The organism is Pseudomonas sp. 11/12A, from assembly GCF_000800055.1.
In the GTDB taxonomy this organism is placed as follows: Bacteria; Pseudomonadota; Gammaproteobacteria; order Pseudomonadales; family Pseudomonadaceae; genus Aquipseudomonas; species Aquipseudomonas mohnii.
This window is the reverse complement of sequence record NZ_JUGV01000001.1, coordinates 1,608,460-1,633,711: the sequence shown is the minus strand read 5'-3', so window position 1 is coordinate 1,633,711 and position 25,252 is coordinate 1,608,460. Positions and strand designations below refer to the sequence as shown.

General features: G+C 58.3%; 30 protein-coding genes. 3 read left to right on the top strand and 27 right to left on the bottom strand.

Annotated elements, in window-relative coordinates:
- Positions 1 to 78: 78 nt before the first annotated feature.
- The 22 genes from GQ39_RS07600 to GQ39_RS07500 form a co-directional block, all read right to left on the bottom strand.
- Entirely contained in the window at positions 79 to 483 is a 405-nt protein-coding gene (locus GQ39_RS07600) for a DUF1353 domain-containing protein (protein ID WP_052193710.1), read from the bottom strand.
- Positions 480 to 1,001, bottom strand: a complete 522-nt coding sequence (locus GQ39_RS07595; protein ID WP_081997862.1) for a DUF4376 domain-containing protein — start codon at positions 999 to 1,001, stop codon at positions 480 to 482. Before GQ39_RS07595 ends, GQ39_RS07600 begins: the two co-directional genes overlap by 4 nt.
- On the bottom strand, positions 998 to 2,611 hold the full coding sequence (locus tag GQ39_RS32250) for a WD40/YVTN/BNR-like repeat-containing protein (protein ID WP_152613970.1): 1,614 nt from the start codon (positions 2,609 to 2,611) through the stop codon (positions 998 to 1,000). The genes GQ39_RS07595 and GQ39_RS32250 overlap by 4 nt, the downstream gene beginning before the upstream one ends.
- Positions 2,611 to 3,522 carry a hypothetical protein gene (locus GQ39_RS07585; RefSeq protein WP_047528633.1) on the bottom strand — a complete coding sequence of 304 codons (912 nt, stop codon included), beginning with the start codon at positions 3,520 to 3,522 and terminating at the stop codon, positions 2,611 to 2,613. Before GQ39_RS07585 ends, GQ39_RS32250 begins: the two co-directional genes overlap by 1 nt.
- Positions 3,519 to 8,885: a phage tail tape measure protein gene (locus GQ39_RS30935; RefSeq protein ID WP_052193496.1), complete on the bottom strand. Its 5,367-nt coding sequence runs from the start codon at positions 8,883 to 8,885 to the stop codon at positions 3,519 to 3,521. Before GQ39_RS30935 ends, GQ39_RS07585 begins: the two co-directional genes overlap by 4 nt.
- A gap of 108 nt (positions 8,886 to 8,993) precedes the next feature.
- Positions 8,994 to 9,611 (bottom strand): hypothetical protein, encoded by a 618-nt coding sequence (locus GQ39_RS07575; RefSeq protein WP_047528632.1) that lies wholly within the window; start codon positions 9,609 to 9,611, stop codon positions 8,994 to 8,996.
- A 62-nt stretch (positions 9,612 to 9,673) separates the two neighbouring features.
- Entirely contained in the window at positions 9,674 to 9,940 is a 267-nt protein-coding gene (locus tag GQ39_RS07570; RefSeq protein ID WP_047528631.1) for a DUF1799 domain-containing protein, read from the bottom strand.
- Between the two features lie 47 nt (positions 9,941 to 9,987).
- On the bottom strand, positions 9,988 to 10,299 hold the full coding sequence (locus tag GQ39_RS07565; RefSeq protein WP_047528630.1) for a phage tail assembly chaperone: 312 nt from the start codon (positions 10,297 to 10,299) through the stop codon (positions 9,988 to 9,990).
- A gap of 63 nt (positions 10,300 to 10,362) precedes the next feature.
- Positions 10,363 to 11,064: a phage tail protein gene (locus tag GQ39_RS07560; RefSeq protein WP_236693082.1), complete on the bottom strand. Its 702-nt coding sequence runs from the start codon at positions 11,062 to 11,064 to the stop codon at positions 10,363 to 10,365.
- Between the two features lie 44 nt (positions 11,065 to 11,108).
- Positions 11,109 to 11,510 carry a phage tail terminator-like protein gene (locus tag GQ39_RS07555; RefSeq protein WP_047528629.1) on the bottom strand — a complete coding sequence of 134 codons (402 nt, stop codon included), beginning with the start codon at positions 11,508 to 11,510 and terminating at the stop codon, positions 11,109 to 11,111.
- On the bottom strand, positions 11,510 to 12,103 hold the full coding sequence (locus GQ39_RS07550; RefSeq protein WP_047528628.1) for a hypothetical protein: 594 nt from the start codon (positions 12,101 to 12,103) through the stop codon (positions 11,510 to 11,512). The genes GQ39_RS07555 and GQ39_RS07550 overlap by 1 nt, the downstream gene beginning before the upstream one ends.
- Positions 12,100 to 12,486 carry a hypothetical protein gene (locus GQ39_RS07545; protein ID WP_047528627.1) on the bottom strand — a complete coding sequence of 129 codons (387 nt, stop codon included), beginning with the start codon at positions 12,484 to 12,486 and terminating at the stop codon, positions 12,100 to 12,102. The genes GQ39_RS07550 and GQ39_RS07545 overlap by 4 nt, the downstream gene beginning before the upstream one ends.
- A 3-nt stretch (positions 12,487 to 12,489) precedes the next feature.
- Positions 12,490 to 12,978 (bottom strand): DnaT-like ssDNA-binding protein, encoded by a 489-nt coding sequence (locus tag GQ39_RS07540; RefSeq protein ID WP_047528626.1) that lies wholly within the window; start codon positions 12,976 to 12,978, stop codon positions 12,490 to 12,492.
- 3 nt (positions 12,979 to 12,981) lie between these two features.
- A complete protein-coding gene (locus tag GQ39_RS30930; protein ID WP_052193495.1) occupies positions 12,982 to 13,566 on the bottom strand; it encodes a HeH/LEM domain-containing protein in 585 nt (194 codons plus the stop codon).
- A 42-nt stretch (positions 13,567 to 13,608) separates the two neighbouring features.
- Entirely contained in the window at positions 13,609 to 14,562 is a 954-nt protein-coding gene (locus tag GQ39_RS07530) for a major capsid protein (protein WP_047528625.1), read from the bottom strand.
- Positions 14,563 to 14,582: 20 nt separating this feature from the next.
- Positions 14,583 to 15,326, bottom strand: a complete 744-nt coding sequence (locus tag GQ39_RS07525) for a DUF6651 domain-containing protein (RefSeq protein ID WP_047528624.1) — start codon at positions 15,324 to 15,326, stop codon at positions 14,583 to 14,585.
- 138 nt (positions 15,327 to 15,464) lie between these two features.
- Complete coding sequence (locus tag GQ39_RS07520; protein ID WP_047528623.1) at positions 15,465 to 15,719, bottom strand: hypothetical protein; 255 nt, start codon at positions 15,717 to 15,719, stop codon at positions 15,465 to 15,467.
- A complete protein-coding gene (locus tag GQ39_RS32845) occupies positions 15,716 to 15,889 on the bottom strand; it encodes a hypothetical protein (RefSeq protein WP_161793925.1) in 174 nt (57 codons plus the stop codon). The genes GQ39_RS07520 and GQ39_RS32845 overlap by 4 nt, the downstream gene beginning before the upstream one ends.
- A complete protein-coding gene (locus GQ39_RS32985) occupies positions 15,886 to 17,538 on the bottom strand; it encodes a hypothetical protein (protein WP_177329323.1) in 1,653 nt (550 codons plus the stop codon). The genes GQ39_RS32845 and GQ39_RS32985 overlap by 4 nt, the downstream gene beginning before the upstream one ends.
- Positions 17,538 to 18,908 carry a DUF4055 domain-containing protein gene (locus tag GQ39_RS07510; protein ID WP_047528622.1) on the bottom strand — a complete coding sequence of 457 codons (1,371 nt, stop codon included), beginning with the start codon at positions 18,906 to 18,908 and terminating at the stop codon, positions 17,538 to 17,540. Before GQ39_RS07510 ends, GQ39_RS32985 begins: the two co-directional genes overlap by 1 nt.
- 2 nt (positions 18,909 to 18,910) lie before the next feature.
- On the bottom strand, positions 18,911 to 20,398 hold the full coding sequence (locus GQ39_RS07505) for a hypothetical protein (protein WP_047528621.1): 1,488 nt from the start codon (positions 20,396 to 20,398) through the stop codon (positions 18,911 to 18,913).
- A 1-nt stretch (position 20,399) separates the two neighbouring features.
- Positions 20,400 to 20,999, bottom strand: coding sequence for a hypothetical protein (locus GQ39_RS07500; protein ID WP_047528620.1), 600 nt, complete (start codon positions 20,997 to 20,999; stop codon positions 20,400 to 20,402).
- 69 nt (positions 21,000 to 21,068) lie between these two features.
- Here GQ39_RS07500 and GQ39_RS07495 point away from each other — a divergent pair, with 69 nt between their 5' ends.
- Positions 21,069 to 21,269: a hypothetical protein gene (locus tag GQ39_RS07495; RefSeq protein WP_047528619.1), complete on the top strand. Its 201-nt coding sequence runs from the start codon at positions 21,069 to 21,071 to the stop codon at positions 21,267 to 21,269.
- A 65-nt stretch (positions 21,270 to 21,334) separates the two neighbouring features.
- Here the strand turns inward: GQ39_RS07495 and GQ39_RS07490 are convergent, their stop codons facing one another.
- Entirely contained in the window at positions 21,335 to 21,742 is a 408-nt protein-coding gene (locus GQ39_RS07490) for a hypothetical protein (protein WP_177329322.1), read from the bottom strand.
- A 78-nt stretch (positions 21,743 to 21,820) separates the two neighbouring features.
- On the opposite strand from GQ39_RS07490, the gene GQ39_RS33715 reads away from it, so the two are divergent.
- Both GQ39_RS33715 and GQ39_RS07480 read left to right on the top strand, forming a co-directional pair.
- Entirely contained in the window at positions 21,821 to 22,126 is a 306-nt protein-coding gene (locus GQ39_RS33715) for a type II toxin-antitoxin system HicA family toxin (RefSeq protein WP_442961637.1), read from the top strand.
- Positions 22,127 to 22,204: 78 nt separating this feature from the next.
- The gene (locus tag GQ39_RS07480; protein WP_047528617.1) at positions 22,205 to 22,630 is read left to right on the top strand and encodes a type II toxin-antitoxin system HicB family antitoxin; all 426 of its coding nucleotides are present in this window, start codon (positions 22,205 to 22,207) and stop codon (positions 22,628 to 22,630) included.
- Positions 22,631 to 23,115: 485 nt separating this feature from the next.
- Here GQ39_RS07480 and GQ39_RS07470 read toward each other — a convergent pair whose 3' ends face one another.
- The 4 genes from GQ39_RS07470 to GQ39_RS07455 are packed head-to-tail and all read right to left on the bottom strand — an operon-like array spanning position 23,116 to position 25,158.
- A complete protein-coding gene (locus GQ39_RS07470; protein WP_047528615.1) occupies positions 23,116 to 23,661 on the bottom strand; it encodes a hypothetical protein in 546 nt (181 codons plus the stop codon).
- A complete protein-coding gene (locus GQ39_RS07465; RefSeq protein ID WP_047528614.1) occupies positions 23,658 to 24,296 on the bottom strand; it encodes a recombination protein NinG in 639 nt (212 codons plus the stop codon). The genes GQ39_RS07470 and GQ39_RS07465 overlap by 4 nt, the downstream gene beginning before the upstream one ends.
- The gene (locus GQ39_RS07460; protein ID WP_047528613.1) at positions 24,296 to 24,574 is read right to left on the bottom strand and encodes a hypothetical protein; all 279 of its coding nucleotides are present in this window, start codon (positions 24,572 to 24,574) and stop codon (positions 24,296 to 24,298) included. The genes GQ39_RS07465 and GQ39_RS07460 overlap by 1 nt, the downstream gene beginning before the upstream one ends.
- The gene (locus GQ39_RS07455; RefSeq protein WP_047528612.1) at positions 24,571 to 25,158 is read right to left on the bottom strand and encodes a DUF1367 family protein; all 588 of its coding nucleotides are present in this window, start codon (positions 25,156 to 25,158) and stop codon (positions 24,571 to 24,573) included. Before GQ39_RS07455 ends, GQ39_RS07460 begins: the two co-directional genes overlap by 4 nt.
- Positions 25,159 to 25,252 lie beyond the last annotated feature (94 nt).

Here is a 25,252-nt window from a genome sequence, read left to right as displayed (position 1 = left end):
CCGCCCACGTTCTCCGTGCATTAAGGGATACAGGAGAAAATAGAAGCCCCGAAGGGCCAACCTCGGGGCTTCGTCTTTTCAATCTCCAGACGAAGAAAACCCCGAACGGGTCGGGGTCTTGGTGTAGTGCTTGGCGCCGCCTATTCGGACGCCGGCCCAAAACAGCCAGGCCCGCCATCGAGCCACGCCTTCCGCGCGCAATGCCCGGTACAGAATGGCGTCCGCTTCCTTTCGGCTAACCTGGCCGCCAAAATAAAGCCAGTCGTGCACGGTCGCGGCGTAGTTGCCGTAACCGGACACCAAAGCAAACAGCACAAAAAGGAAAACGTTGTGCAGCACCTGGATGCTGGCGAAGTCGGTGATGAAGCCTGCTGGCACAACGATCGTGCGTTGATCCTCATCGGCCAGCACCAGGTCATCGAGCAGCTTGTAGGTGCGGCGGTCGGTCTGGTCGGTTTTCAGCGTGGTGACAAATCGGCTCATGCTGGCCACCCCTCTTCCAGCATCTCGGCGGTGATCGAGCTGTCGGCCACTGCACCGAGTAGCACAGCCTCGCGGTCAAAGCTGGCCTGCACAAAGGCGCGCACCGCCGAGGCCACGCCGATGATCTGCTGGGATGTCAGATCGACGAAGCCGGCCACTGTCTTCCAGCGGACCGAATAGGCCGGGTCCAACATAGCGGCCAGAGCGGCACCGGTGATCAGGCCCTGGCTGTCGCGGCCGGTGTCGATGGGCATGCCTTCGACGGTGGTGCCGGCCGTTTCAGCGGTGTAGCGGCGGGCAGCAATCAGCGCGGGCCAGTCTGGCGCTGGAGGCGGTTCGGGTTCTGGGGCGACCGCCAACTTCTCCCAGCCGCTACCGGTCCAGCGCGCTACCTCATCGCCTGTGAGTTTTGGTGGTTCGGTTGGCGTGCAACGCTCAGGAAGTGCGCCGGCCTCGTCAACTTCGACACTACCAGCATAAATATTTGAAACACTAGACCAGCGATAGAGTGTAATCATGCTGCCAATGCCTTTATGTATGTTTTTAGCCCAACCGGATTACTAGGGCGAGGAAGTTTAAATTGTGTGGCTGTGTCATAACTGTACGGGAGTGACCTTGCAATTTGCCCAGTAAATCCACCAGCTATCAAAATTCCGTTACCGGCATGTGCTCCGGTAGTTGTACCACTGGCAAGCCCGGCCACCTGAGAAAATACAGAATCTGCGTAAACATATGAAAGGTTAGACGTTATTTGCAAGAAGAATGTTAGATTTGCGTATGTTATGGACACTACGCCAAACGCGGCCATGCCAGAAACAAGTGTAAAACCGAAAGCGTTATTTTTACTAATGTATGTATTTGTTGAACCATTTACGCCTGACATTAGCCATGTGCCAGCGCCATCATTTGCCATTGCTGCAATTGCGGCCGCTGTTGTTAGAGTTGTTGCCCAAGTCGCCCCGTAGTCGGTACTTCTACGAATTGTTGTTCCTGATGCGAACAGGCATACACCTGTATTTTTATCTGCTCCGATTTCTGCAATTGTCACCGAACCCAAGCCGTGCGCAACACCTGCCCAAGATGCACCACCGTTTACGCTACGTGCAATGTTTGCGTTTGCAGTATTAGAAGCAATCGCAAGCCAAATATTATTACCCGCGTAAACAACCTTTTGCCAACCATTAGCCGATGTTGACGGTAGCGTTATAGCGTTCCAAGTCAAACCGTTATCGGTACTTCTATAAGCAGTCCCTGCAATGGCCGCCGTTACAATAATCCATGTGCCGGCGCCATCGGTTCCTAAACCAGCAGTATTACCCCTTGTTGTCGGTTGTAGTGTGAAAGTCGCCCCGTAGTCGGTACTTCTTGAAACAGAACCGTCACTATTTAAAATAATAACTGTTCCTAGTTCATCAGACGCAACCCGTGAAGACGCAACAGCGGAACCGGTAGAAATGTTTGACCATGCCTGACCAACATCACTTCCCAATATTCCGAGCGCCGCAAACAATGCCGGATAAGAAGACTGTGCACGAATTGAACCGTCTGCGGGTAGCCAAAGTGCGCCCGGGTTGGCAGAACTCATTAGCGTATCGCCAATGTTGTACTTTTCTACCCAGCTGACTGTATTACCAGCGCCAACGACCAATGTTTTACCAACTGCAACGCCTGTCACAGATGGCAGCCCCAAGCCCCATTCGACAGCCAAACCATTAGCTGTTACGCGAAGCACTTTGTAGGCATTGCCAGCCAGCGATGGAAGTCCAGCCGCTGACCCAGCGGCAGCAGCAGCCGCCTCGGCCGAGTTCTTGGCGTTAACTGCCAGCGTTACCTGATTCGCGGCCAGCCCAACCTGGTCAGCCGCAAGCCCGACTTGCGCGGCTGCGGCATTTTTGAAGCCGTTGGCAGCGTAGGCCGAGCTCGCAGCAGCATCTGCCGAGCCGGAAGCGGCGACCCGGTAGCCATCAACCATGGCTACTTGGGTTGCCACCCAAGCGAACGACGCATTGATCTGCGGAATCATGGCCTGTTGAGCGACAAGTGATGCGCCAGACTTTGTGTCAAATACAGACTCTGGATCAGTTGGCAAAGGTGGATCGGGAAGCAGATCAATAACCGGAACTGACATTAGATGAGGCTCCTTGTCTCAAGGGAATAAGCGGCTCGCCCGTAGGTCGGGAGCCCCATGGCCAGGCGCTCGAAGCGACCAGCGATAATTGTGTAATCAAGGCCTTCGCTGCCCACGTACAGCGCGACAGTGTCGCTGAGCGGCTCGAGGGTGCGCAGGACGCTGGAGACCTGGTCAGATGCCAAGACAATGTCGAAGTCGACCGACCGCCTTTTACCGCGCGGAATGATCGTGACGTTCCCGAAATCGTCCTCCTTGACGCTGGAAAAGCTGTCGATGGCGATGCTGGTGTCGTGCACGGCGACACCGATGATTGTGGCCATGCCGATAACCATCATGCCGATCCTGGCTGTGCCCCCTGGCGCGAGGGCAACCACCCGAATATCGGCGTTGTTGAAAGGGGGAAGGTCGAAGCGTGCGACGTTGTCCTTCGTCTTGAATGCCCCGAAGTAGTACCGATACCAACTGCCACCAGCCTTGAGGGACATGCTGAAGGTTTGGTCGTAAACCACCGATCCACCCACAATCATCTGAATCTGAACTGATGCAGCGCGAACCCCTACCAGTCCGATGGAGTTGATCCGCTTTCCTGGCCTCACTGTCAGGTCAATGCTTTCGGGGTTCGACGTGAATGTGCCGATGGTCCAGGTGTTGCCGGCGCGCTTGTTGAACATCTTCCAGCGGTTGGTTGGCCCGAGATCAAGCCAGACCGGCGGGCTGCTGGTGTCGGTCTCGGGATTCTTTCCGGTGTGCTCAACTAAGGCCTCATAGTTGCGATGGTTGAGCATTGCCTTGTCGCCGACCTTGTACAGCGTGCCGATCAGCCACAGCGGGTTATCCGTCTCCGGCACGTTGCTGGCGAGCATCGTCGGCGCTATCTCGACCGGTGGAACGACCTTCATAACGCTCATGCGGCCTCCGTTTTAACTGTGTTGACGACCTGCACGCCGGACTCATTAATCTGCGTCGTGTTGTAGGCCGTCTTCTCCATGTGCTTGGTGAGGAATGCCAGATCGTTATGGATATCGGCGCGCAACTGGCGCAGCTCGGCGATGGTCTCGGCAGAGTCGCCGGGGCCACTGAGCATTGCTGCTGTTTGGCTTGCGCTGTAGTTCCTGACAACGGGCCCACCACTGGCAAACTTTGGCAGGTTTCCGGCGTTCATCTTGTCCAGTAGATCGGTGCCATAGGTGCGAACAGCATCAGCCGTCAGCACGTATTCACCATTGGAAAGGCGAGCGACGATGCTGTCGCTGGTGCCGGTTCCAGGGCCAGAGATCAGCCCGCCAGTTGCATAGCCGGCCTTGACCTTCTCTTTGTTCTCCCTTGCTGCGTTGGCGATTGCCTGGGTGAGCTGATCAAGGCCGATATGCCCATTCGCAAGCTCGCCAAGCCAATAATCCTTGCCGGCAGCGTCGGCACCGTCCTTGCGCCCCAGTAACTCCTTGTAGATGGTGTCGATGTAGGCGCCGTTATTGGTTGGGGTGTTTGTGGTTCCCTTCCCGCCCGTGACGCTCAGCGCCGCGATAACCGACTGGTTCATTGCGCTGATGGCGTCTGCCACGCTCTTGACCGAGTTATCAATGCCATTGAGCGCATCCATCTGCGCCTGGGCGAAGGCGAGCTGCGAGTCGAACTGAGCCATTTGCGCCTCATAAGAAGCTTTGGCCTGCTCAAGCTGGTCATCCAAGGTCTTGACCGTCTGCTCGGCAGTGGTCAGTTGCTTGCCGTTCAGCTTGTTGAGTTCGGCGACCTCGTTGGCAGTCCGACCCTGGTCCCGCTGGAAGTCTTCCATCGAGCGATACAGGTCGGTGTTGTTGCTTCCGAGGGTGTCGAGCGCATCGCTCAGCCCAGCAAATTCCGCGAGAGACCCGCCTGCCCGCGCCTTGCTCAAAGCACTTTGCAGTGTGGCCTGAGCCTGGTTGCGCAGCGCCTTAACCGTCTCGTCTGAGTCGCCGCGCAGTTGCTTCAGCGCAGAGCCCAGGCTATTGCTGACACCGGTCAGGTCGCTGACGTTCTTGCTTGCCGTGCTGGCCATGTCGTTGAGTGATGTGACCCGGGCGTTATAGGCCGCGGTCACGTTCTTCTGCTCGGCTGCAATAGCTCGCTGCAGGGCTCCGTTTGATCCAGTAACCGCCCCCATCAGAGCATCAGCGATTGCTTGAGCAGCCTGTGTAGCACGCTGCTCAAGGATCGTATAAGCCTGTGAGGCATTGCCGGCCAAACCTGTCATCGTGACAAACATCTGCTGACCGGCAGTTGTCGTCATGTCCAGCGCTTCAATGACGCCGCGGTACGCATCGCGCGTATCAGGAAGCGCCAGGCCGAGCGCCGCAAACTGCTTGCCTACTGCGGCGAGCGTGTCGTCCGCCTTCTCGGTGTCGCTGAAGAAGTTTTCGTAGTAGGTGCCTGCGTTCTTGGTCAACGACTCAAGGCCGCCAGCCATCGCCGAAAGACGCTCAGCCAGAAGGCCGCCGCTCACACTGAAGTCGTACAGATCGACGTTCAGGTTTTCCAGTACATCGTTGACGCTGTAAAGGTTGTTGACGAAGGTGGTCAGCCCTTCGAAAGTGCGGCCGCCAAGTCCTGAGCCAACCGCCGAGTCGACAGCTGTAACCATCGAGTCAGCGACGCCGCCAAACCACTTGGCAATCTCTTCCTGTATCTGCTCAGCCGTCTTGTCCTTGGTGCTGATCTGAGTGGAGGCGACATTCAGCCCGTCGAGCACGCCGTCGTTTAGCTTGACGTTGAGACGATCAAACAGGGTTAGGACGGAGTTCTCGGTGGCGTCGTAGGTGTTGTCGAGCGCTGCCTGCATCTCAGGATCGAGCGCAGAAAGCCGGGTGCGTTTCTTGTTCTTGCCGAAGAGGCCGCCCTTTTTCTTCTGGTACTCATACTTCTGGCCAGCAAAGTCGCCACCTTCAACGCCAAGAGATAGACCTTGATCCTTGGTCTGCCAGTCGCCGCCGAATATTGATCCACCGATAGTTCCGCCGATGACGGCGCCAATTGCAGCGCCGATCGCCGTACCTATGACTGGTACTACACTGCCAATTGCGGCGCCTGCATATGCGCCAGCAACTGCTCCGCCAGCACCAGCAACTGCACCCTTGACGCCGGCCTGTAAATATCCAGAAATGGCGCCGCCGATGCCGTATGTGACAGCTCCAGTAGCAGTTAATCCAGCGGCCGCTGCGCTAGTGCCTGCGCTTGCTCCAGCGCTTGCTCCATACCCTGCCTGCGATGCTCCGGCTGCCATGCTTGCCGCGGCTTCAGAGCCAGCGCCTATGCTCGCGTAACCAGCCTGAGACGATCCAGCGGCCAGGCTTGCCGATGCTTGAGATGATAGTCCTACCGAAGTATTGGCGAATGCACTGGTTATGCTGTCGCTGACATAGGTAGATCCCGCCTTAAATGCACCCTCGATCCCGCCAACAACACCATTACCAGCACTCCAGCCGGAAGAAACTGCGCTTCCAAGTCCTGAGCTTGCAAAGCTGTATAGCTTCGTGGCTCCACTGGCCAGGCCGAGCATTCCATTTGCACCTGATCCAGATCCAGATCCGCCACCTGCGGCCTGGTCGGAACCAGAAAGCCCGACAGCCCCGAGAATGGCAGGCATCACCTTCGACTTGATCGCAATCCTGGCGAAGTCGGCGATGATCGAGTCGGCAAAGTCCTTAAAGGATGCTTTCCCGGTTGTCGCAAAGCTGACCAGTACGTCTTCCAGGCTTTTGAATGCGCTGGTGAATGCTGATTTCGTCTGCCCCGCTACGTCCTTGACCTGCTCCAAATAGGTCGCGTAGGCCGACGAGGCGCCGTTTAGCCAGTTGGTTTGCTCGGCCTCTACAGCGCCGTAGTACTCCTTCTGCATTGCCAGGCGCTGAGAAAGAGCCTCGCGGACTGCTGCTGTTTCCTGCTGGTAAACGCCTTCATCTATCTGGTTTTTGTTCTTCTGCGCCAGCAGCTTGTCGAGCTTGTCCTGATATTCCTGCTGGATTTTGATGTCTTCTTGCAGGCGCTTGCGCGCCTCGTCGCCCATGCCAACACCGGAAACCGACAAGGCCAATTGTTTCTTGGTCGTTGCAAGCTGGTCATCCAGTGCGTCGATGTAGGTCTGTACGGCAGCGGCCTGCTTATTGAGTCGGCCCTCTTCATTTGTCGACAGGACATTGAGCTGGGTATCAGCATCCTGCTGAGCCTTGACCATGTTGGTGCGCGCGTCGGCGATCTTCTGGTCAAGCGCTATACGCTGCTCAGCCGAAGTGCTTTTTTTCCCCTTGGCCGCTTCGAGCGCATCAATTTCAGCCTGATAGGCCGCAGTGATGCGTCCTTTCTCTTGTTCGACCAGGGCTGCGCTCTGCTCGCTGTAATCCTTTTGCGAGAGAAGCCCGCTTTTCTGCGCAGCGTTCAGTTTCTGCTGGGCGTTGTCATACTCGCTGGTGATCAGCTTCAGCTTGTTCTGAGCATCGTTGAATCCCGACAGATCGACGGCAGATGCTGACGTTTTGGTGGCCTTTTTCTGGTCGTCGGCGATCTGTTTTTTCAGTGCTGAAGTAGCCTTCTCATACTTGGCTTGCTCGTCATCGCCCCAAGAGTTGTTAGCAATGTTCTTGGTGCGCGCTTCGCCCAGCTTTTCAAGGCGCTTATTCAGCTTATCGACGTTGCTTGCTGCCCCATCAGCCTCCTTGCTGATCAGATCGATACCGGCAATTGCGTCTTTCTGATTCTGCCCGCGGAGGCCAGCAGTTGCCTGATCCATTGCGCTGGCTTGAAGGGCAAGCTTGAGGCGTGTGATCTCCTTGGTCGTTTCGGCGTATCGGAACGGGTCTTCTTTGGCGGCATCGCGGCCGTTCGCCGTAAGCTGGGCAAGTCGAGACTCGGCATCGGCAAGCTGATCGACAAGGGTTACGTCACGACCAACGCTTTTTATGCCGTCCAACGCTTCGCTTGCAGCGCTTTTAACGCCATTCCACGCCCTTTCCCACAGGCCTAGGTTTTCAACTACCTGCTTTGACCGGCCTTGCACAGTATCGGCATAGGTATCAGTCAGCAGCTTGACCGCTTCCTGTTCGCGACCCTGCTCCTTGAGGGAGACGATCTGCGCGTAAACGGAAGCCGTTAGGAAGCCGTATTGGTCGTTCAGCTCCTTGGCTGCGGATACCGGGTCTTTGCCGATTTTGACGAACTCGGCGATGGTATCGGCGACAGCCTTGCCGGCGGCCTTCTCCATCGAGAGCGCTGCTGTGGCGACCTCTTCAAAGCTTCCGCTCGCGATCTTGCCGCTGCCGGCCAGCTGAGCCAGTGCGTCAGCCGCTGCGCCAGTGGTGCCGACTGTTTCGCTGACCTTGCTGGCCATCGACGCCAGGCTATCGGCCGAAGTTCCGGCCGCATTTCCGGTAAGGATCAGAGCCGTTTTAAACCGGGTGGATTCCTCGGCGCCCTTGTAATAGGCGACCCCGAGGCCGACAGCGGCAGCAGCAGCCAGCGTGAATGGGTTAACCAGGCCGGCGACGTAGCCGCCCATGGCTTTGGCTGCCGGACCGATACCACCAAACATATCCTTGAGCTGCCCACCCTGCTGGATGAGGACAGTCATCGGCGCCTGGCCGCCTTGCAGACTGGTGAAAATGTCCGTGAACTGAGCAGGCACACCGCGAAGTGCGGCGGCTGTTGCCTTAGCGCTCATGCCGGTTTTGTTCAGCGAGGTGTCAAACGTAGTAAGGCCGGCACGCGCCTGATCGATCTTTGCCTTGTATTCGTTGAATGAATCGCCATCCAGCATGCCCTTAGCTTTGTAGCCGGACAGGCTCTTTTCCATGTCATCGAGGCGACCGAGCGCCGCGACAGTAGGATCAATCTTACCTAGCAGAGCAGAAAGGTCGTCAGCGTGCTGCTTTGCGGCCTTCGATGCCTTCTCGGTACTTTGGGCCGCCTTGCCTTGCGAAACGACCAGCGCATCATTCTGCGCGCGATAGCTCCCCATCGATGCAGCAGCCGACTGGAACGAACTTGACGCCGACGAGATCGAGCTACCGATCTTCGCCATCATCTGCGCGGTCGCGTCCTGCTTGGCGTTGAGGTTCTGCAACTCCTTGACGATCTGTTGCGTATTGGTCGCCATACCACCAATGGCTTGTTCCCAGGCCTTACCGGTGCGCTTAACGCTGTCCTCGCTGCGCTTGCCGGCGTCCGTCATCTTGTCGAGATTGTCGGTAGCCTGAACGGCTTCGGATGAATCGACGCGAATACCAATCTCGGCAATCGAGGTCATGTGAATCTCCGGGCAATAAAAAACCGGCACATAGCCGGCTTTGAGGCAATAAAAAACCCGCCTAAGCGGGTTCGGTGGTGTCTTTTGCTCTTGTATGCCCGGTCAGATTTACTCTGCCCTGGCCTGAGCCTCGGCCATATCGCCGAGCTTTTTCGCGGCGTCATCAAGCGCTAGGCCGATTGCCTTGTCGACATCCGATTCGCGCAGTGATGCATAGGCCATTGGCAGAGTCCCGACGCCTATTACCTCAACCTGTCGTGAAGGTTTTCCTTTGACCGACAGATCAGCCTTTACTGTTGCTTTTGCTCCAACAACGATGTCGGCCCCCAGGCCGAAGATGCTCAGGCCTGACAATGAGACTGCGCGCGCATCATCAACACCAAACTCGATAGCGATGTCATTTGGAGAGAGTCGAATCGTTGATGGCTTGCCGTCGTCAGTATTCCCGATCCTGGCCATGGGAACCCTTGATCTCATATCAGATACAAGCGACTTACTTGCCGGCTCGCCAACATGAATCTCAAAGTCGAATATGCTCCACGCCCGACCATATGCCGGCTTCTGAATGATCACTTTGCGCTGAAAGCTGTCAGGCAGCACCAATTGAGCAGTCGCCCCATCAATTGGGGTCCGATAAAGCGTGTTACCAGAAACTTCTGGCCGCACCTGCTTTGCAGAACAACCCACAAGAGCAGCAACCAGACACAGCGCAACAATTCCCTTCATGGCGACATCCTCGATTAAGTGCCGGCAATCTACCACTATCGCGAGACACCTCCAAAACGCGCCTATCTCTCACGTTTGACTTGCATTACCTCAAGCGCCGCCATTTCCATGGTGCGGATATCTTCGAAGGTGTGGATTCGCTCAGCCTTGGGGATGCCCTGTAGTCGCATTACAGGCTCAAGCGCCACGTAGTCGAGGCCGGTAGCCCCAGCCATGCCGGTTCTCCACTGCGTCTGCATCGCTGCAAAACACTCAAAGGACGCCCAGCAGTCCGGCCACACGGCAATCTCGACTTCGAAGTCTTCAGCGCTGAATCCGAAGGCCGCCATTTCATCCTCGGCCGCCGCGCCCTGATACAGAGCGCGAGCCGAGGCGATCAGTTTTTTTGGCGAGCCTGCTTCAGCTCATCGTGATAGGCGACCAGCAGAACCATCGGCGCACCGTAGAAGTTCTGGATCAGCAGCTCCAGCGATTCGCGGTTGAATGGGTCTTCGATGTTCCAACCGACCAGGATGTCTTCGAGCATTTCCAGGTCGGTCATCTTGGTCATGGTCTTGCTCCACGCCGCGAGCTGATCACGGGTGCGGTGCTTGAATTCGAATTCCAATTCGACGGATTCGCCGCCGTGCACTGGCATCTGGATCTTTGCTTTGAAGGTTGGCTTTACTGCGAGGCTGAACTTGGCCATGTGTGGCTCCTTATGGGGTCAGAAAATAAGGCGGGGGAACGTCTCCCCCACCTTTGCCGCTATTTAAGAGGCGTAACGGGTTGGACGGGACAGCAGGGAGAAGGACGAGTTAACGGTGTCGACCTGGCCCTTGTTCTTGGTCGGCGTCTCGTTCAACGACACATAGCCGTAGTAGTAAATCTTCGAGCCGTTCTTGTTCACCATCATCAGAGGGCGAATGGCGCGGGCATCAGCAGCCTTTTTCAGGGCCTGATAACCGACCAAAGATGGGTCATCGCCGATCTCCATGGACAGGCTCTGCGCCGAGTACATGGTCGGGATCTGGATCTCGAAGTCTGCTTCCAGCGGCGACACGGTGGCGTACTGCTGATCGCCGCCCGAGGTGCTGATGCCGATCACCTGGGTGATCTGGGTAAAGGTCAGCACTTTGGTTGCGCTGCCAGCCGAGGTGCCAGCAGGGAATGCGGTGGTGTCGCTGGTGTCCAGGCCTTCCAGCTCGAAGGTGCTGGCCAGCGGATTGGCTACGCGAAATACGCGCTCGTTGATACGCTGCCAGCCGCTCTTTACGGTGATGATGTCGCCAGCCGACAGGCTGTGACCGGCTGCGGTTGCAACGGCGGTTGTGGCGTTGCTGATCGCGGTGATCGATACCGGGGTGCCGAAGGTGGTGCCCAGGTGAATGGTGGTGCCGTCAGGGATCGAGAAAGCTATGGTAGTTCCTTTGCGGCCGCATGGACCGACGCTGAGTTTCGCCCGAACGGGCAATAAAAAACCCGCTCAAGGCGGGCTGTGGTGTTGCGGCAACTGGGTCAGTTGGTGTCGAGCCGGTAGCTGAATGACGCGGGGATGCTGATCAGGCCGCCGCTGATGATTGGCGCGACAACGCTCACAGGCGTCATCACCTGCACGCCGACATCGCCAAACGTGGCATTGAGCGGGAAGTGATTGGCCAACTCTTGAGCAACTTCGTCGCCGTCCCCGGTGCCGTCGCCTGCCGGGAAAACGATGTTGATTTGAAATGCCCCGGAGTACAGGCGGTGATCACCGCCGAGCGCGAGACTGTCCGTCAACGCCGGGAGGGCATGGCAGGCGAGGTACATGCCAGCGGGCGGATCAAAAGCTATGCCTGGATAGGCGACAGGTATCCCCTTTCCGCTGGCGTAGATCTCCACTGCTGCCTCAAAGGCGCGCTTGATTATGGCGTGGGACATTAGGTCTTCCTACGAGCAATGATCTCGCTGACGATGGACTGAAACCGCTCTGTGGTGATGCGAACCATCCCGGCCGGCGCTTGCGTTGAGTGGCCGTGCTCGAGTGGAACTGCATACGGTAGGTTGTTGACGATGTAGGCAACGTCGCCAGCCTCCAGGCTTCCCGCCCCGGCAATGATCTTGCCGAGTGTTTCAGCGCCATTCGGATCAATCGCTTCGACCGTGCCGCTCGCCGGACTTCCGATGGTGAACTGCCAATTACCCCGGAAACGCCCGCCGACGTAGCCGGCAGCGCCTTTGACGTCCATCGAGTCATCGACCTTCAGCCCCTTTCGAAGTCTGCCGGCCTTGGTGAGGTTGTCCGCGTTATCGCGCAGCGCGGCGTTGTGATTGGCGACTTCCTCGTTGTACTGCGCAGCCACCGCGTTTTCCGCCCATAGCTCAGGGTTGCCCACAGGGGAAAGCTTGATCAGTGTTTCGCCGACCTTGATCACAATCTCGCGCAGGGTGAGATCGAGATCTTTTTTCGTTTGGTCGACAATGGCTTGCAGCTGGATCGAGAATCCGCCGCTCAGTCCTGAATACTTGTTCATCGCATCACCGAGGCGGAATAAAGCAGATCAATGCCTGCGGGTGACACAGGCGTTACACCAATCACCTTCCATTCTTCACCATCAAGAATCACGACATGGCCTGGCGCTGGCGGCCACGGCATGCCTTTCGCCGCAATCTTGATAGCTCGAATGTTCGATTCGATTAGCGTGCCCTCTTGGAGCTTCTGATCGAACGCCTGAACGGTACCCTGGCTCGCTGGGCGTACGATCGTCGTAATCACCTGCTCCTCTACGACGCCCGGGCGGTTCTTCCCGACTGCGGTGTCGTACTTGCCCGCGATAGTCCGCCTAAGCGTCAGTGGCCGGCCGAACTCCGCCATCATGTCCAGGGTCATTTGAGCCATTTCGTCATAGAACTCCATGGCCTACCCCCGGATCAGTGCAATCTGGCTTGAGCTTCCAAGGAAACCGGTCAGCAAGGCAACACACGGCCGCGCAGACACGGAAGTCTTCACGACCGGCGCCGCGTACTCGCGAGTTACAGCACCGTCCACCGCCTCCTTGGTGATGGCTCCCTTCACGACCTTGGCCGCCGCTACATCCTCGGCATGAAGCTCAGCCGCCAGAGCCATCTGCGCTTGCTTGACCTGGGCGGGAATCGCATCGAGCTTGACCGCGAAACCATTGCGCACCACGCCCGATCGAGGCCATGAAAGAGCCTGATCACCAGACACTGGGCCGCCCGCCCAGCGAAGACCATCAAGCTGAACAGCGGCACGGCGTAGCAAAGCTTCTTGAGCAGGTTCAGCATCTGGCACCTCCACGCCGTAATTGGCGGCATAGACCGCAAAGTCCGCAGCGCTGACAAACGAGTCGGCGCCGGGAACAATGGAACCGTCTTCGATGATCAGCATGGGTTACTCCGCCGGCAGGAGCGCTTTCAGCTCGTCCAGGGTTGCGTCGTCATTGAAGGAGATGCCTTTTTCGGTCAGCGCAACCTTCAGCTCGGCGACCTTTTCAGCGACTTCGGCTTGATCCACCAATGCCTGCAGGTCCGGTTTCTTCGCTTTCGGGTCGAACTCGATACCTTTTACGGTCAGGACTTCGCGCAGCTTGGCGATGGGCATCTTGCCGTCTGCGTTGTTGTCAGCATCTTGCTCGGCAATCGCGTCGGCAATTTCTTGAGCGGTGCTGCGCGAGACGTAGCCTTCTGGCGGGTAGTTCGCTGCCGGGTAGCCCGCAGCTACGAACTCGGCCACAGTCGGACCATCTTCACGCAGAGCGGCGCCCTGCCACGAACAACCTTCAGGCTCGTCGGTCACGCCGAACTTCTCGGCATATGCCTTCGGCGCCATGCCGGTGACACCGTCGCATTCTTCCAGGCCGGCACCGTCGCTATATGCCAACGGGTTACGAATGGTCAGGCCATTGGCCTGGGCCGCAGCCTTCTGTTCGGCCGTGGCAACCCCAGGGATAAACCACAGAATCTTTTGCTTGATCATGAATTCCTCACCAGCGCCGAGCGAACCCGGCGCCCTTCAGGGTTACTTGGTTTTGACGAGAACGCCGGCGGTGTCCTTGTTGGAGGTGGCCACCTTGTCCCAGTTGGTCGAAGTGCCCAGCGCGACGTCGGTCGGCGATTTGCCGCCGGCTGCGATGTCCCACGCATAGCCCTTCAGGCCTACGTTGTAGGTCCACTCGGCCTGGTAGGTGGTCTTGATGTTCTCGCCACCTGCGGTGTCCTGCAGAATGGCGTGGAAATCGCCATTGGGTTGCACGATGCCCGCCCCCTCGACCAGGCCCAGGGTGTTGTAGGTCGGACTCGCACCCGGGTTGATCAGCGCGTCGGAGTCAGTCACCACAAACAAGCGACCGAAGGCATCGCGCATCACATTGACGGTGCCAAAGCTGAACAGCTGTTCGGCGTTTGTCAGCGCGTTGTCGTACAGCGAATGCAGCACGGTGGAGTGCAGCAACCAGGCGCGAAGTGAGCCGGCGCGATCGCCAAACAGCGCGGAACCCTTGTTCAGGACACGGAACGTTGGAGCCGCCGCCGTGCCATCGTGCACCACCGCCGCGTTGCCCGACGTTGCCGCCACCAGGGCGCGGATACCGGCGTTAAGCTGGTCTTGCACCTGAGCGATGGCCAGCTGCTCGCCGATCTTGATTGCCGCCAGTTCAGGGTTCTGGAGGATCCAGGTGTACTGCTGCTTTTCGAACTCAATCGGCGGCGTACCGGCGGCGACTTTCACCGACACATTCAGCAGGTGCTCCAGGCGCTTGGCAGTCACGGCGCCAGAGCCGTAGGCGTTACGACGGCGAACCAGGCCGGCAATTTGTTTGAAGGAAGCGTCCAGCGAGAAGTCGCCCTGATTCTGGCCTGCAGCCAGTACCAAGGTGCCGCCCGAGGCCGCGTTGAACAGCTGCACCTGCTGATCCACAACTTCGGTCATGGCGGAGTAGGTTTGCTTGTTGAATACCTGAAGATCGAATGGCATAGAGCCCTCTCAGTGATGGATTACGCTTGCGACTGAGCCCAGGCCACTTTTTCGGCGTCGGTCTTGCAGTCGGCGAGCTTTTTCGGGGTGCCGGAATTGCCACCACCACCGTTCGGAGCGCCGCCGCCATTGGCGCCGGAGCCCTTCAGGATGTGGTCGCGGTGGGGGTACTGCGAGACAAGGGTTTCAATCGCTTCGTCGAAGTCGGCCAACTCGCCCGGGCGGGAGCGGCTGAAGATCTTCTGGCCTTGGGCGTCATAGGCAACGACCTTGCCGTCTTCGATCTTCAGGCTTTGCCCGAAGGTGGCTTGGACCATGTCGGCCGGAACTGCCAGCTTGTCGGCGATGTACTTCGAGCGAGCGAAGCTGCCACCGATCTTCTCGGCGTACAGTTGCTGCTCGAAGGTCTGCGCCTTGCCGTTGGCTTCGTCCAACTGGGTCTGGAAGGCCTTGCTGATCTCGCCTTTGACCTTTTCGATCTCGCCGGCATCCACCAGCTTCTTGGCATCGAGGTTCGCCATCGTTTCCAAGGCTTTTTTGGCCGCTGCCGGGTCGTCGATGCCTTCAAAGGCTTTTACGGTCTTCTCGGCAGTCTCGGCGCGTTCGCGGTGGCTCTTGGCCTCGGCATTCAGCCGGGTGATGGTGGAGCGAGTACCGACCGCGTCAAACGCGATCTCCTGGCCGCCGTCCTCGACATACACCGGCTTGCCGTCCTGAATCTCAGCGTATTGCTTGCCGTCCACTTCAACAGTCTTGAGCTTCATCTTGTCTCCTGCGAGCCATCCGGCTCAGTGCGCCCCGTCCATCCGAACAGCGGGCATAAAAAAGCCCCGGCGGATGCCAGGGCTTGAATTTTGGGTAATAAAAAACCCGCACTCGGCGGGCTTCTGTGTGTTGTGGTGTTACTTGCTCAGGACGACTCTCTCACCTTTCATGAAGCAGAGAGCGCAGAGGATCTGGCGTGTTCCACCAGTGGCTTTGCCGTCCTTGTACATCATGCCGATCTTCGTCTGAATAACTTCAGCCCCGCCGCAGCGATGACAGCGAATCATCTCGGCAGGCCTTGGCATCTCGCGCATGCGCTTCATCGCCCGCTCTTTCGGAGAATCAGGAGCGGGCGTGCCGGTGATGACGTGGAACTTTGGCTTGTCTGTCATTCTTCGTCGAAATCGTCTTTGAGGGCGCCGCCTCGAACAGCATCACCCATCTGCTTGCAGAATTCCGCCCAAGCCGGACTACCGTCAAAGTACGCAACCCCCTGGACGCGCTGCTCTTCTCGCTCTCTGCGCATCTCTTCGACCAGCTCTTCAGTCGTTTTCGTTGTCATGAACGTTCTCGGGTGTATTTTAGACCGGTTTGGGCGCTCAGGATCGTCCAAAACTGGTGTTCAGACTCAGCTTGGGCAAACTTTAGTTCAAGCTCACCTCGGTTGACCATGCCAGCGACCCTATCCATAGCGGACTTCTGTACGTCGATGGTCAGTTTGTCGAGCATATCACTGCTCGGCCATCCCTGTTCAGCGCTCATGGTGTAGCGAAGCGTCGGCCCGACGGCGCGAAGCTCTGCAAGACCAATCTCAGACGCGAGCCTGACATCATCGCGAGAAAACGTGCCATTGCCAGGATGATTGTGCGTGAATGTGGCGTCCTTGAGACGCGGGAACTCGCTGATCGGGAATCCGACCCGGTCAGCCTCCCCGCGTCGCTGCAGACGCACATTGCCGTTTCGATCAATGAACGCTCCGGTCTCCAGTTTGTCGGTGCGAATGCTCGACTCGATCTCAACCGCCTTTGCGCGCGCCGGGGTAGATCTGTCCGGCTTGGAAACCGGATAGCCTCGGTCGTAGACCGTGAACTCCCCGGTCGGCTGCTTAAATTTGGTCAGGCCTGCCGCTTCGAACGCTTTGGCATCTCTGCTCTTCAGCTCATCCAGGGTGAGTAGCTTGCCCTTGTCGTTATAGAAGGCGTCCAACTTCAGGCCGCCATCGCGCATCATCTGCGCCCGCGTCACCCCAAGGATCTGTTCCTGTCGCCCCGCCGACTGCTTGCTGAGCCACTCGGCGTAGGTCGTGCTCGCTGGCACCTGGCCGTCCATGCTGGCTCGGGTTGCGCCATCGTCGAAGCCGAGCGCCGCAGCACTCTTGAGCACCGGGAACTTGGTTGAGCGACAGCACATGTGAATGCGCCCCGGCCCCGCCAGCCAGGGGATCTTGTGGCCGATCGGCTTGTAGGTCTTGAGCGTGTACGGCAACTGGTCGCGAATGCGACAGGTACTGGAGGTCTTGTTATCCAAGGTGCTGAGCCACTGCACATGACTGATGATGTCGCTGTTTGCTTCGTAGGCCGCATCACTTGCCGTTTCAGCGGTGTGGCCAATAGCAGTGCGCACAATCGTTTCGACGTCGCGCCGGGAGCGCTGCAGCAACCCGTCTTCGAAGTTCTCGCTTTTACGTCCGACGATCTGCTTGACGATATCGCTGGTCGTACGCCCCTCAACCACGCCTGAGCGGATTGCATCGCGGATGCGTGCGGCTCGATCAGCCTCAATGCCAGTCATCCATTCTTTGAGCAGTCGCCCCTGAAAGGGCCTGGCTTGAACAATCGCCTTGGCTGCACTGAAAGCAACGCTCACCACTGGAAACTGAACCTGCACCGCACGCGGAAGAACGGATTCGACCAAGGCCTGCTGAAAGCTCAGCTCGTAGACAAGCAAGTCATCAAGGTTGCGATTCAGCGCCTCATTGACCTCAAGGAAGGCTGTCGCATTCACCTGCAATACAGCCGACAGCACCTGATTCATCGCCTCGACCGTCAAGACCGTGCCGACATTCTCCATTGCGTCAATCAGGCGCGACTTTAGTTCGGCATCCCGGCCGTTGAGGATCGTGATGATCGCCCTCGCCTGGGCGTTGCTGTAATGCGTCAGGTCGATGGCGTGACCGAGCATCGCATCGCGCAACCGCTCATTGGCGCCCATTACAGCGTACTCAGCGCGGGGCCTTGCATCTCAATGCGGTCTTTCTCCACCGCCCAATCCAACTCGTCGCTGATAACGCCGCGGCGCTGCATTTCGGAGTAGAGAGTTTCGTCGCTGATCTTCCCGGCCGTTGCCATGCTGATCAGGGATGGAAGACTGACCTCGGGAGCAAAGTCGCTATCGAAGTTGCCGCGCATCTCGACATGCCCGCCATCAGGCAGGCCACGATAGTCGGCAAGAACCTGGAGTAGCTGAGCGAGGCAGTCGGCGAACTGGCCAGCCATGCGCGCCAGAGGCGACAACTCCTGAGCAGCCTCTTCGTTGGCCTGGGCTGCCGTTTTCACCTGCTGCTTGTCGCGCTGCAGCAGCTTTGCCCCCGCCATGCGCATCTCATCAATCAAGTCTTGCAGTGATTGGCGGCCGGCCTCGATTGCAGCGCCGGTGTGCTCGACGTACTTGGCGTCCCCATCTTTCGGCATGCGGGTTGCGCTGCCGGAGCTGATGACCAGCTTGAATTGATCGTCATCTGTGAACACGAACAGCAGCGGCACCCGGGCGACATGCAGGAGGTTGTCCTGATCGCTCTGCGACTGCCAGTGCTTGACGTTGAGGTAGGCCAGCTCAAGCAATGAGGGCTTAGCTGTGAGCGCGCCGGTGCGGCCTGTGTAGAAGGTCACCAACGGAATGTACGAGAGGCTGGTCGCGCCTCGCTCATGCAGCTCCCACGCCCCGCCTTTGTCAGGTTTGCGATAGGTTCGCCAAGAGCCAGGCTCCAGCACGCGAATCTGCTGAACGTTGGTGGTGCCAAACTCACCATCCTGCACCTCGACGGACTCCATGTAGCGAAACTGGGTCAGTTTGCCTGCAGTGATTCGCCAGCCCAGCACCTGATCAGGCTTCACAATGACCGCATAGGGCCGCACGCCCGCCTTGATCTCTTCAGCCCGCGTCTTGTAGAGAGGGTTCCCCTCTGCATCTTGGGTCGGCTGGTAATCGATGAGCGCGTGACACAGTCCGTGGCTCAACCCATTGCGGAACAGTTCGACCGACCATGAGTTGAGATCGTTGCCGGCCAGGTCAATGTCGCCACACAGGGCCTTGATGTCATCAGGAACATCCTCACCCAACTGCAGGGGCTCGGCGAACACTCGCGACGTCATGTTGCTGACTGTCTCGGCATATACCGGCAGCAGCGTGGACAGAGCCAGGCGCTCTTTGTAAGTGTCATCTTGCTCTGCGGGGTATTGCGGCAGCAGAACTTTGCCAACTGCGCGCATGGCAGATGTTCCGCCCATCAGCGGCGCAACAATGTCCCAGTAGGCACGCATGCGGTCCACCGCCGGAAGCGTGGCGCTTGGGTCATCACTCATGGTCAGATTCTCAGGGATTGGGTGGAGGTTGGTACAGGCTTGCGCTTGGTCATGGCGACCGCGAAGTAGCGGAAGCCGTCAGAGCCGTGGGATGTCTTGTCGTGCAGCGGCTTGTCTTTCCAGCAGCCGCGCTTGTCGTCCCATTCCTTGCGGTAGCTCTCAAGGTGGGTGATGCCTTCTTCGCACTTTGATTCGTCGAACACGCAGCGCGGCAGGATCTCCCGAGCCGCCTCGATGCCGGTGTCAACGCCCGTCTTGGGCACGACCTGGAACCGGATCGAGTACCGCTCTCCATCGATCACATAGCCTTCTTTGGCGATGTCCTTCCGACTCTTTGCGTCACTGCCGAACTCGCGGTTCTCGATGTCGTGCGGCCCCCAGTGTTCGGAATAGGTGTAACCCTTGTCCTTGAGCACCTTCATGTAGTGCCGCAGGCCTTCGCCGCTGTTCTCGTAGTAATCGATGACGTGGTATTCGGTGCCGACCTGACGCACGAACCAGATGGCCGTGGAGTCGCCGACGCCGATATCCCAGAAGGTCATGACAGGCAGGTGCGAGTTGTCCGGGATCTTGCCGATCCGGCCCTCTGCATACAGTCGAGTGAACTGCTGCGCGTAGTAGGCGCCCTCTACCGATTGCTGGAAGGCCTCGACAGGGATCGACGGATACTCGCGCTTCATGTCTTCGCCGAGGGTCTTTTCCTTGGCGGTGTACCAGGCGCGCTGCCCGGGGTTCGTCTGGATGCCGTGCTTGGCCTCCAGGTCGTTGAAATAGTCCGTCAGGCGCTGCGGGATAACCGCCGTCGCCGGGTCCAGCCAGTACAGCGGGTTACGCCACCAGCTGAAGAAGAAGAATTTCCAGTCGAGCAGGCCCAGCGGAGCACCGGACAGTTGCTGCTTCTCGGCGCTCTGCGAGTAGTCGAAGAAGTAGCCGGCCCGGCCCTCTGCCGTCGATTCGATGGTGACAAAGCAATCTGCTGCCACCGCCTCGAAGGCACCAGTGACGATCTCCCGCGCCTTGTGTGGATACTTGGCGCAGATCTTTCCGAACTCGGAAACGTGGAGATAGCGCAGCGTGCCGCCCCGGAAGGACGTACTGACGTAGAGCGAGCCGCCCTTGCTGAAGACCAGCTCCCCCGCCGCGTCATTGCGCGCCGGGTTGGCCGCCTTGATCTCAGCCGGCAGGTTGTCATAGGCGTACTTGATTTTCTCCCGAAACAGGCGCTTGGCGTCCGTCAGGGTGTGGGCGATCAGTGCGCACTTGGCAGCCTCGAACAGCGCAGCATCCAGCTGGACGATGCAGACCAGAGTCGTGAACCCCAGCTGCCGCGCCTTGAGGATGATGTTTCTGGTGTGCATGCCCTGGAAGTAGTCGATCTGCTCCTGCGTCATGCGGAAGCGGACTTTCTTACCGTTCTTGTCGGTGATCCCGTAGAGATTGTTCAGGCGCCAGAACCGATCCCTGAGCAGCTTCAAGTGCTCGGGCTTCATGTCAGGCTTCCTTCGATAGTTCATCCATTAGTTTCGAGAGTTCGTCGGCGTCGTCCGTCTTCTCCTTCTCGTCCAGGCCAAATGCCTGACGCTCCAGAACCTGCAGGTTCTTCATCGCAGAGGAAAGCTGGAACAGTGTTTTGGAATTGCTGGGTAACGCGACTGCCGCGAGCATCGAGGCCCGGCGCATTCCGTTGTTGTCTTCGGAGGTTTCAACCTCGATGGCGTCTTCGATCTCTTCGCGGCGCTGAATGGTGGTCAGCAGATCATCCATCAGCAGGTTCGCGAGGATCGTCGCCTTGCGAATATCGCGGCGATGGCTGCGAACCACCCGGGCGCCTTCCTCTGCCGCCTCTTCGATGATCTCGGCGTCAAGTTCGCAGTTCGCGCCTTGGTCGTTGCGAACCTCTCCGCGAACCAGCTTGCTGCGAACCTCTTTTCGCACCTGGTCAGAAAGGTCTCTCGCCCATCCAAGGGCTTTTGCCTTCTTCCTGATTGCGGTGTCGCTCACGCCTTGGCGCTCTGCGATCGTTCTGATAGAAAGCGACCCAGCCCGGTAGGCTCGTTCGATCGCCTCCCAGTCGGGTTGCTTCGTTGTCATGTGAAATCCTTAACAGGTGAATACTGGAAGACTGCCATTCGGTAAGGGGAGCCGCGAAGGAGCCCGCGCATGCTTGGGAACCACTACGACCTCACCCCAAACGGGATGGAAGTCGACAGTCTCGCCGTCGGTGGACTTGAGCGGGTAGTCGGCAACTACTGCAATTCCGGCCTTCGTATCGCACCAGATGACACAACGCTCTTTGACGCCATCAATGAATACTTCTCGCTGCCCGCGACCGTCATCCCAGCAATGGATGTGTTCGCCTGATTGATCGCTCATGCCCTACTCCCATATCGCGACACAATTTGCTGATTCGCGAAACGTGTCGCGGATTACTGGTTCGCCCCATTCAGGTTCCGGCGAATCTCAGCCAGGTCCTGAGCGATCTCACCTAGATCCTTATCCCGGCGCTTCTCGGCCCACTTAAACCAGGCGCGCACCAACACCCAGGCTGGCAGGCCACACACGAAGATCAGCCCGCCGATGGCGATCAGGCCTACGTCGTCATTTGCCCAGTCACCAATCCCCAGCCAACGCACGACGAACGCGCCGCCGCAGATGCTGGATACGGTGGTGCTGATCATGGCGACGACGAACTCGCGCACTGTCTTGGGCAGCGTCATTGCCATAACGACAACGGCAGCCAATACCGCAACGAAGCCAAAGGCCCCCAGTTTGTACAACGCAATCCCGCCAGCGGCGGTCAATGGGCCGGGCTCGGACATAGGTAGTGTTCTCATACGCGCCTCGGGTTTCTAGGCGAAGGAATAGGTCCAGCTTCCTATGCGATGCCATCCGCTCGAAGCAAGGAGGCAGGCATGGGAGCCGGAGATAAGAAGGCCCCGGCAGCCGCCGAGGCTCAATTCAACAAATACAGCAAATTTGCTGTACGAATACCAAATTTGCTGTATACTGAACTCACACAACAACGAGGCGAGGTGATGAAGTACAGCGAATTCAAACGGTGGTTAAAGGCCAGAGGAGTTAGGTTCGAATCGCTCAACGGAACGAGCCACTTCAAAATCTACTACGAAGGCAAACAGACGATCTTTCCGGATCACGGTGCAAAAGAAATGAAAGAAGGAACCCGGAGAGGAATCATCAAACAACTGGGGCTCAAGTGAGCCCCTACACCGTTTCGCGAGATTCATCACCTCGCCTCACAAACATCACTCAGAAGGTCGCCCGAGGGAGGGCCAGAAATGTTTGACTACCCAGTAACAGTGCACACCGAAGACACTCCAGGGGTCGCGCTTACCTGCGACACCATCCCGGAGTTCAACGCCGCTGGTGATGACCTGGCCGAAGCCCTGGCCGAGGCTGGTGTTTTGATGCCTGCTGCGCTGTCGATCTACGTCGATCAGCGTCGGGCTATCCCGCGCGCCCCTGCACCAGCAGAAGGCCAACACGTCGTGCGCCTTTCCGCGCTCACGGTGGCGAAGATCGAACTGTGGAACACCATGATGGAAAAAGGTCTGCGCAAGGCCGATCTGTGCCGCCTGCTGAGCGTCAGTCAGAGCCAAGGGGATCGGCTGGTCGATTTCATGCACGGCACCAAACTGGAAGCCCTTGAGACTGCATTGGCGGCTCTGGGCAAGCGTCTTACCGTCTCGGTGGAGGCTGCGTGAGCCTCGAATAAAAGTGCCCGTTACGAGCGGGCAATGTGATGTCGAGTCACGAATGAGGCCCTCGCTGAATTGGGCAATCAGCGGTTCCGAGGATTTGGGGAAATCGCAGGCACAAAAAACCCCGCTTGATGGCGGGGTTTTTATATCACTCTTGAGCCGGAGGATCAGCTCGCAACTCCTGCATGGTGAGCAAACCTAACTTTCTCGGATTGCCACACATCCAGCACGAGCAAACCTTCCCATGGTTTGCAAAAACGCCGGCGTTTTTCTCGCTGGTTGACCAGCACTCCTGAGCGCTCTGCTTCGCATAAAAACGAGCCTTGATGCGGCGCGTGTCGTGTCGTCGTTGAGCTCTAGTCATAGATTTCTCCTAAGCCGAATACGACGAAGCCCCGGCAGATTTCTCTGGCGAGGCTTATCGGCTCATTCCTACACACGCAGGAATGACAGGATGAGTAGATAATGGCTCATTGGCTCACTCGTCGTCAAGCGGCTTGTGTCCCAATGAGTCCATCTGCATCCAGCAGGGTTTGAGCGGACACCAAAGCCTGATCCACTTCCCGCTCCAGTGCCTTGCGAATGTCACGCCTCCACCGCTCCTGGGTCTTAATCGGATGCGGTTCGTTTGACCAGTTGTCCATCTCGTACCAACCGGCAGGCAGAACGTTGGTGGAGCGCTTCCCGTCGACACCTGGAAGTCGAGGCAGCGCCCAGGTAACCACGGCGCAATGCAGGAACCGCTCCGGCGCAGGCGAACGCATCGCGCGAGTCAGTTCCGCAATCGCTGCGTGCTTGCGCTCGGTATGGGTCGAGTACTTCGCCACCAGGACTCGCCAGTGCTCTGCAGGCAGCGACTTATGCAGCCGACCAAACACCCAGCAGTCGGCCAGGAATGCAGCCTCCTTGCCTACGATCTCCCCCTTCTGCTTGGCGCACTGGACCTTTGGCTCAAAATCGCACCCACCGGCAGAGTTGATGGTTTCGGCGGCGAGCGCCCGAACTACTGCGGATACCACATTGCGATAGGTCATGCTGCTCTCCCCTTCAATTCTCTGGTCTTTGCCCGGTATTCGGCGGTAATGGCTTTCAATTCTTCGATTGTGTGCTTGCGCGGCTCATGGTCGGCTTCGAGCGCCTCGACAGCGTCCAGGCCGATGCGGGCGATAAGCCCAGACCGGAAGCCCTGGGAAACCGTCTCGCCTTTGCGGGCGAACTTGGATGAGCCTGCGTTACAGCTTTTGCACTGAAGCCAGATATTGGTTGGCAGCAGCCTCAGCTCTGGACGGGCGCCCTTGCCGAGGAAATGGCCCGCATCGAACGCACCGCCAGTCTTCCAGCCCTGGGCCGCCAGAATCGATTCCTGCGACTCTCCGCAACTGATGCAGCCGCTTCCAATGCTCAGCTCGTAGGTGCGCCGGTAGTCGCGGACAGCCTTCTCTGCGTCCTTGAGGTGATCCGCCCTACTCTTCAGCTTCTCTTTGCGGACCTTGATCTCGCGGCGTTCGATCTGGGCCAGCGACTTGCGCGCCTTCTCCTGATTCACGTCCTTGATGGCCAGCCCGCACTTGGGGCTGCATACCTTCTGACCGAGGCGCTGCGGCGGGAAGGTGATACCGCATGCTGGGTTCTTGCAGGTCTTTGGCTTGGGTTGCTTGGCGGCGAGCATCAATCCTCCTCCTGCAAGCGCTTGCGGTAGGCCTGCATGGCTTTCTCGTTTCGGGCTTTGCGCCGCTTCTGGTTGATCGGCTCCATCACGCGGAAGAACCCCCACAGGAAAGGCACTGATACAGGAAACGTGACCAGCATCAGCAGGCGGAATGCGAAAGCTGTTACGGCATACAGGAACCGGTAGGCGCCCTTCCATGCCTCCACGTACATATCGCGGTCAAACATGCCGATGGCAACCTCACGGGCGATGTAACGCATGGTGAATTTCTGACTCATGCATAGCTCCCCAACTGATCAGCAGCAGACAGCGCCTCGGCCTCACTCTCAAAATGCGCAGACAGCACCAATCGCCAGCAGGCGTTAAACACGTCGCGGTAAAGTGGCTCAAAGGCCGTGTCGTCCATATTTGCCCAACTGATCGACTTGGCCTCTTTGCGAATACCCTCCGGCGTGTGCACCAGGTGAAAGTGTCCGGCCTCGATCGTCACCCATTCGCGGAAGGCTTCGCGGGACTTGTCCACGGCGGGGAAGCGTTCGGCGCGGGCAGTCTCCAGACCGGCGACGTAAGCCGCGACCGCGTGAGACAGCTGCCCCGGCTTGCCGCTCTGCGCTTCGAAGAACTTCGCCAGCCCCTGAATGCCGCGCATTTCCTGGCGAGGGATGAGGCCGCCGACCGGCTCCCAGTAATCCCAGGCCAGATCAAGCATCGAGAAGAACTTGCCGTGGAACTTGCCGTTGCGCATGCGGGTGAACTTGCCGTGAATGACCTGGCCGGCCTTCCACTTTTGGACCAGTTCGCGGTCGGCCTCGGTGGCTGGCACCAAGCCTTGGGCGGTGCGGATAAGGGCGAGTTCAGCCATGAGACACCTCGATCAGCGATATCCAGAGAGGCGAAAACACAAACAGTGCAAACACCAGCCCTGCTATGCACCCTTGGAAAACAGCCATCGGAAT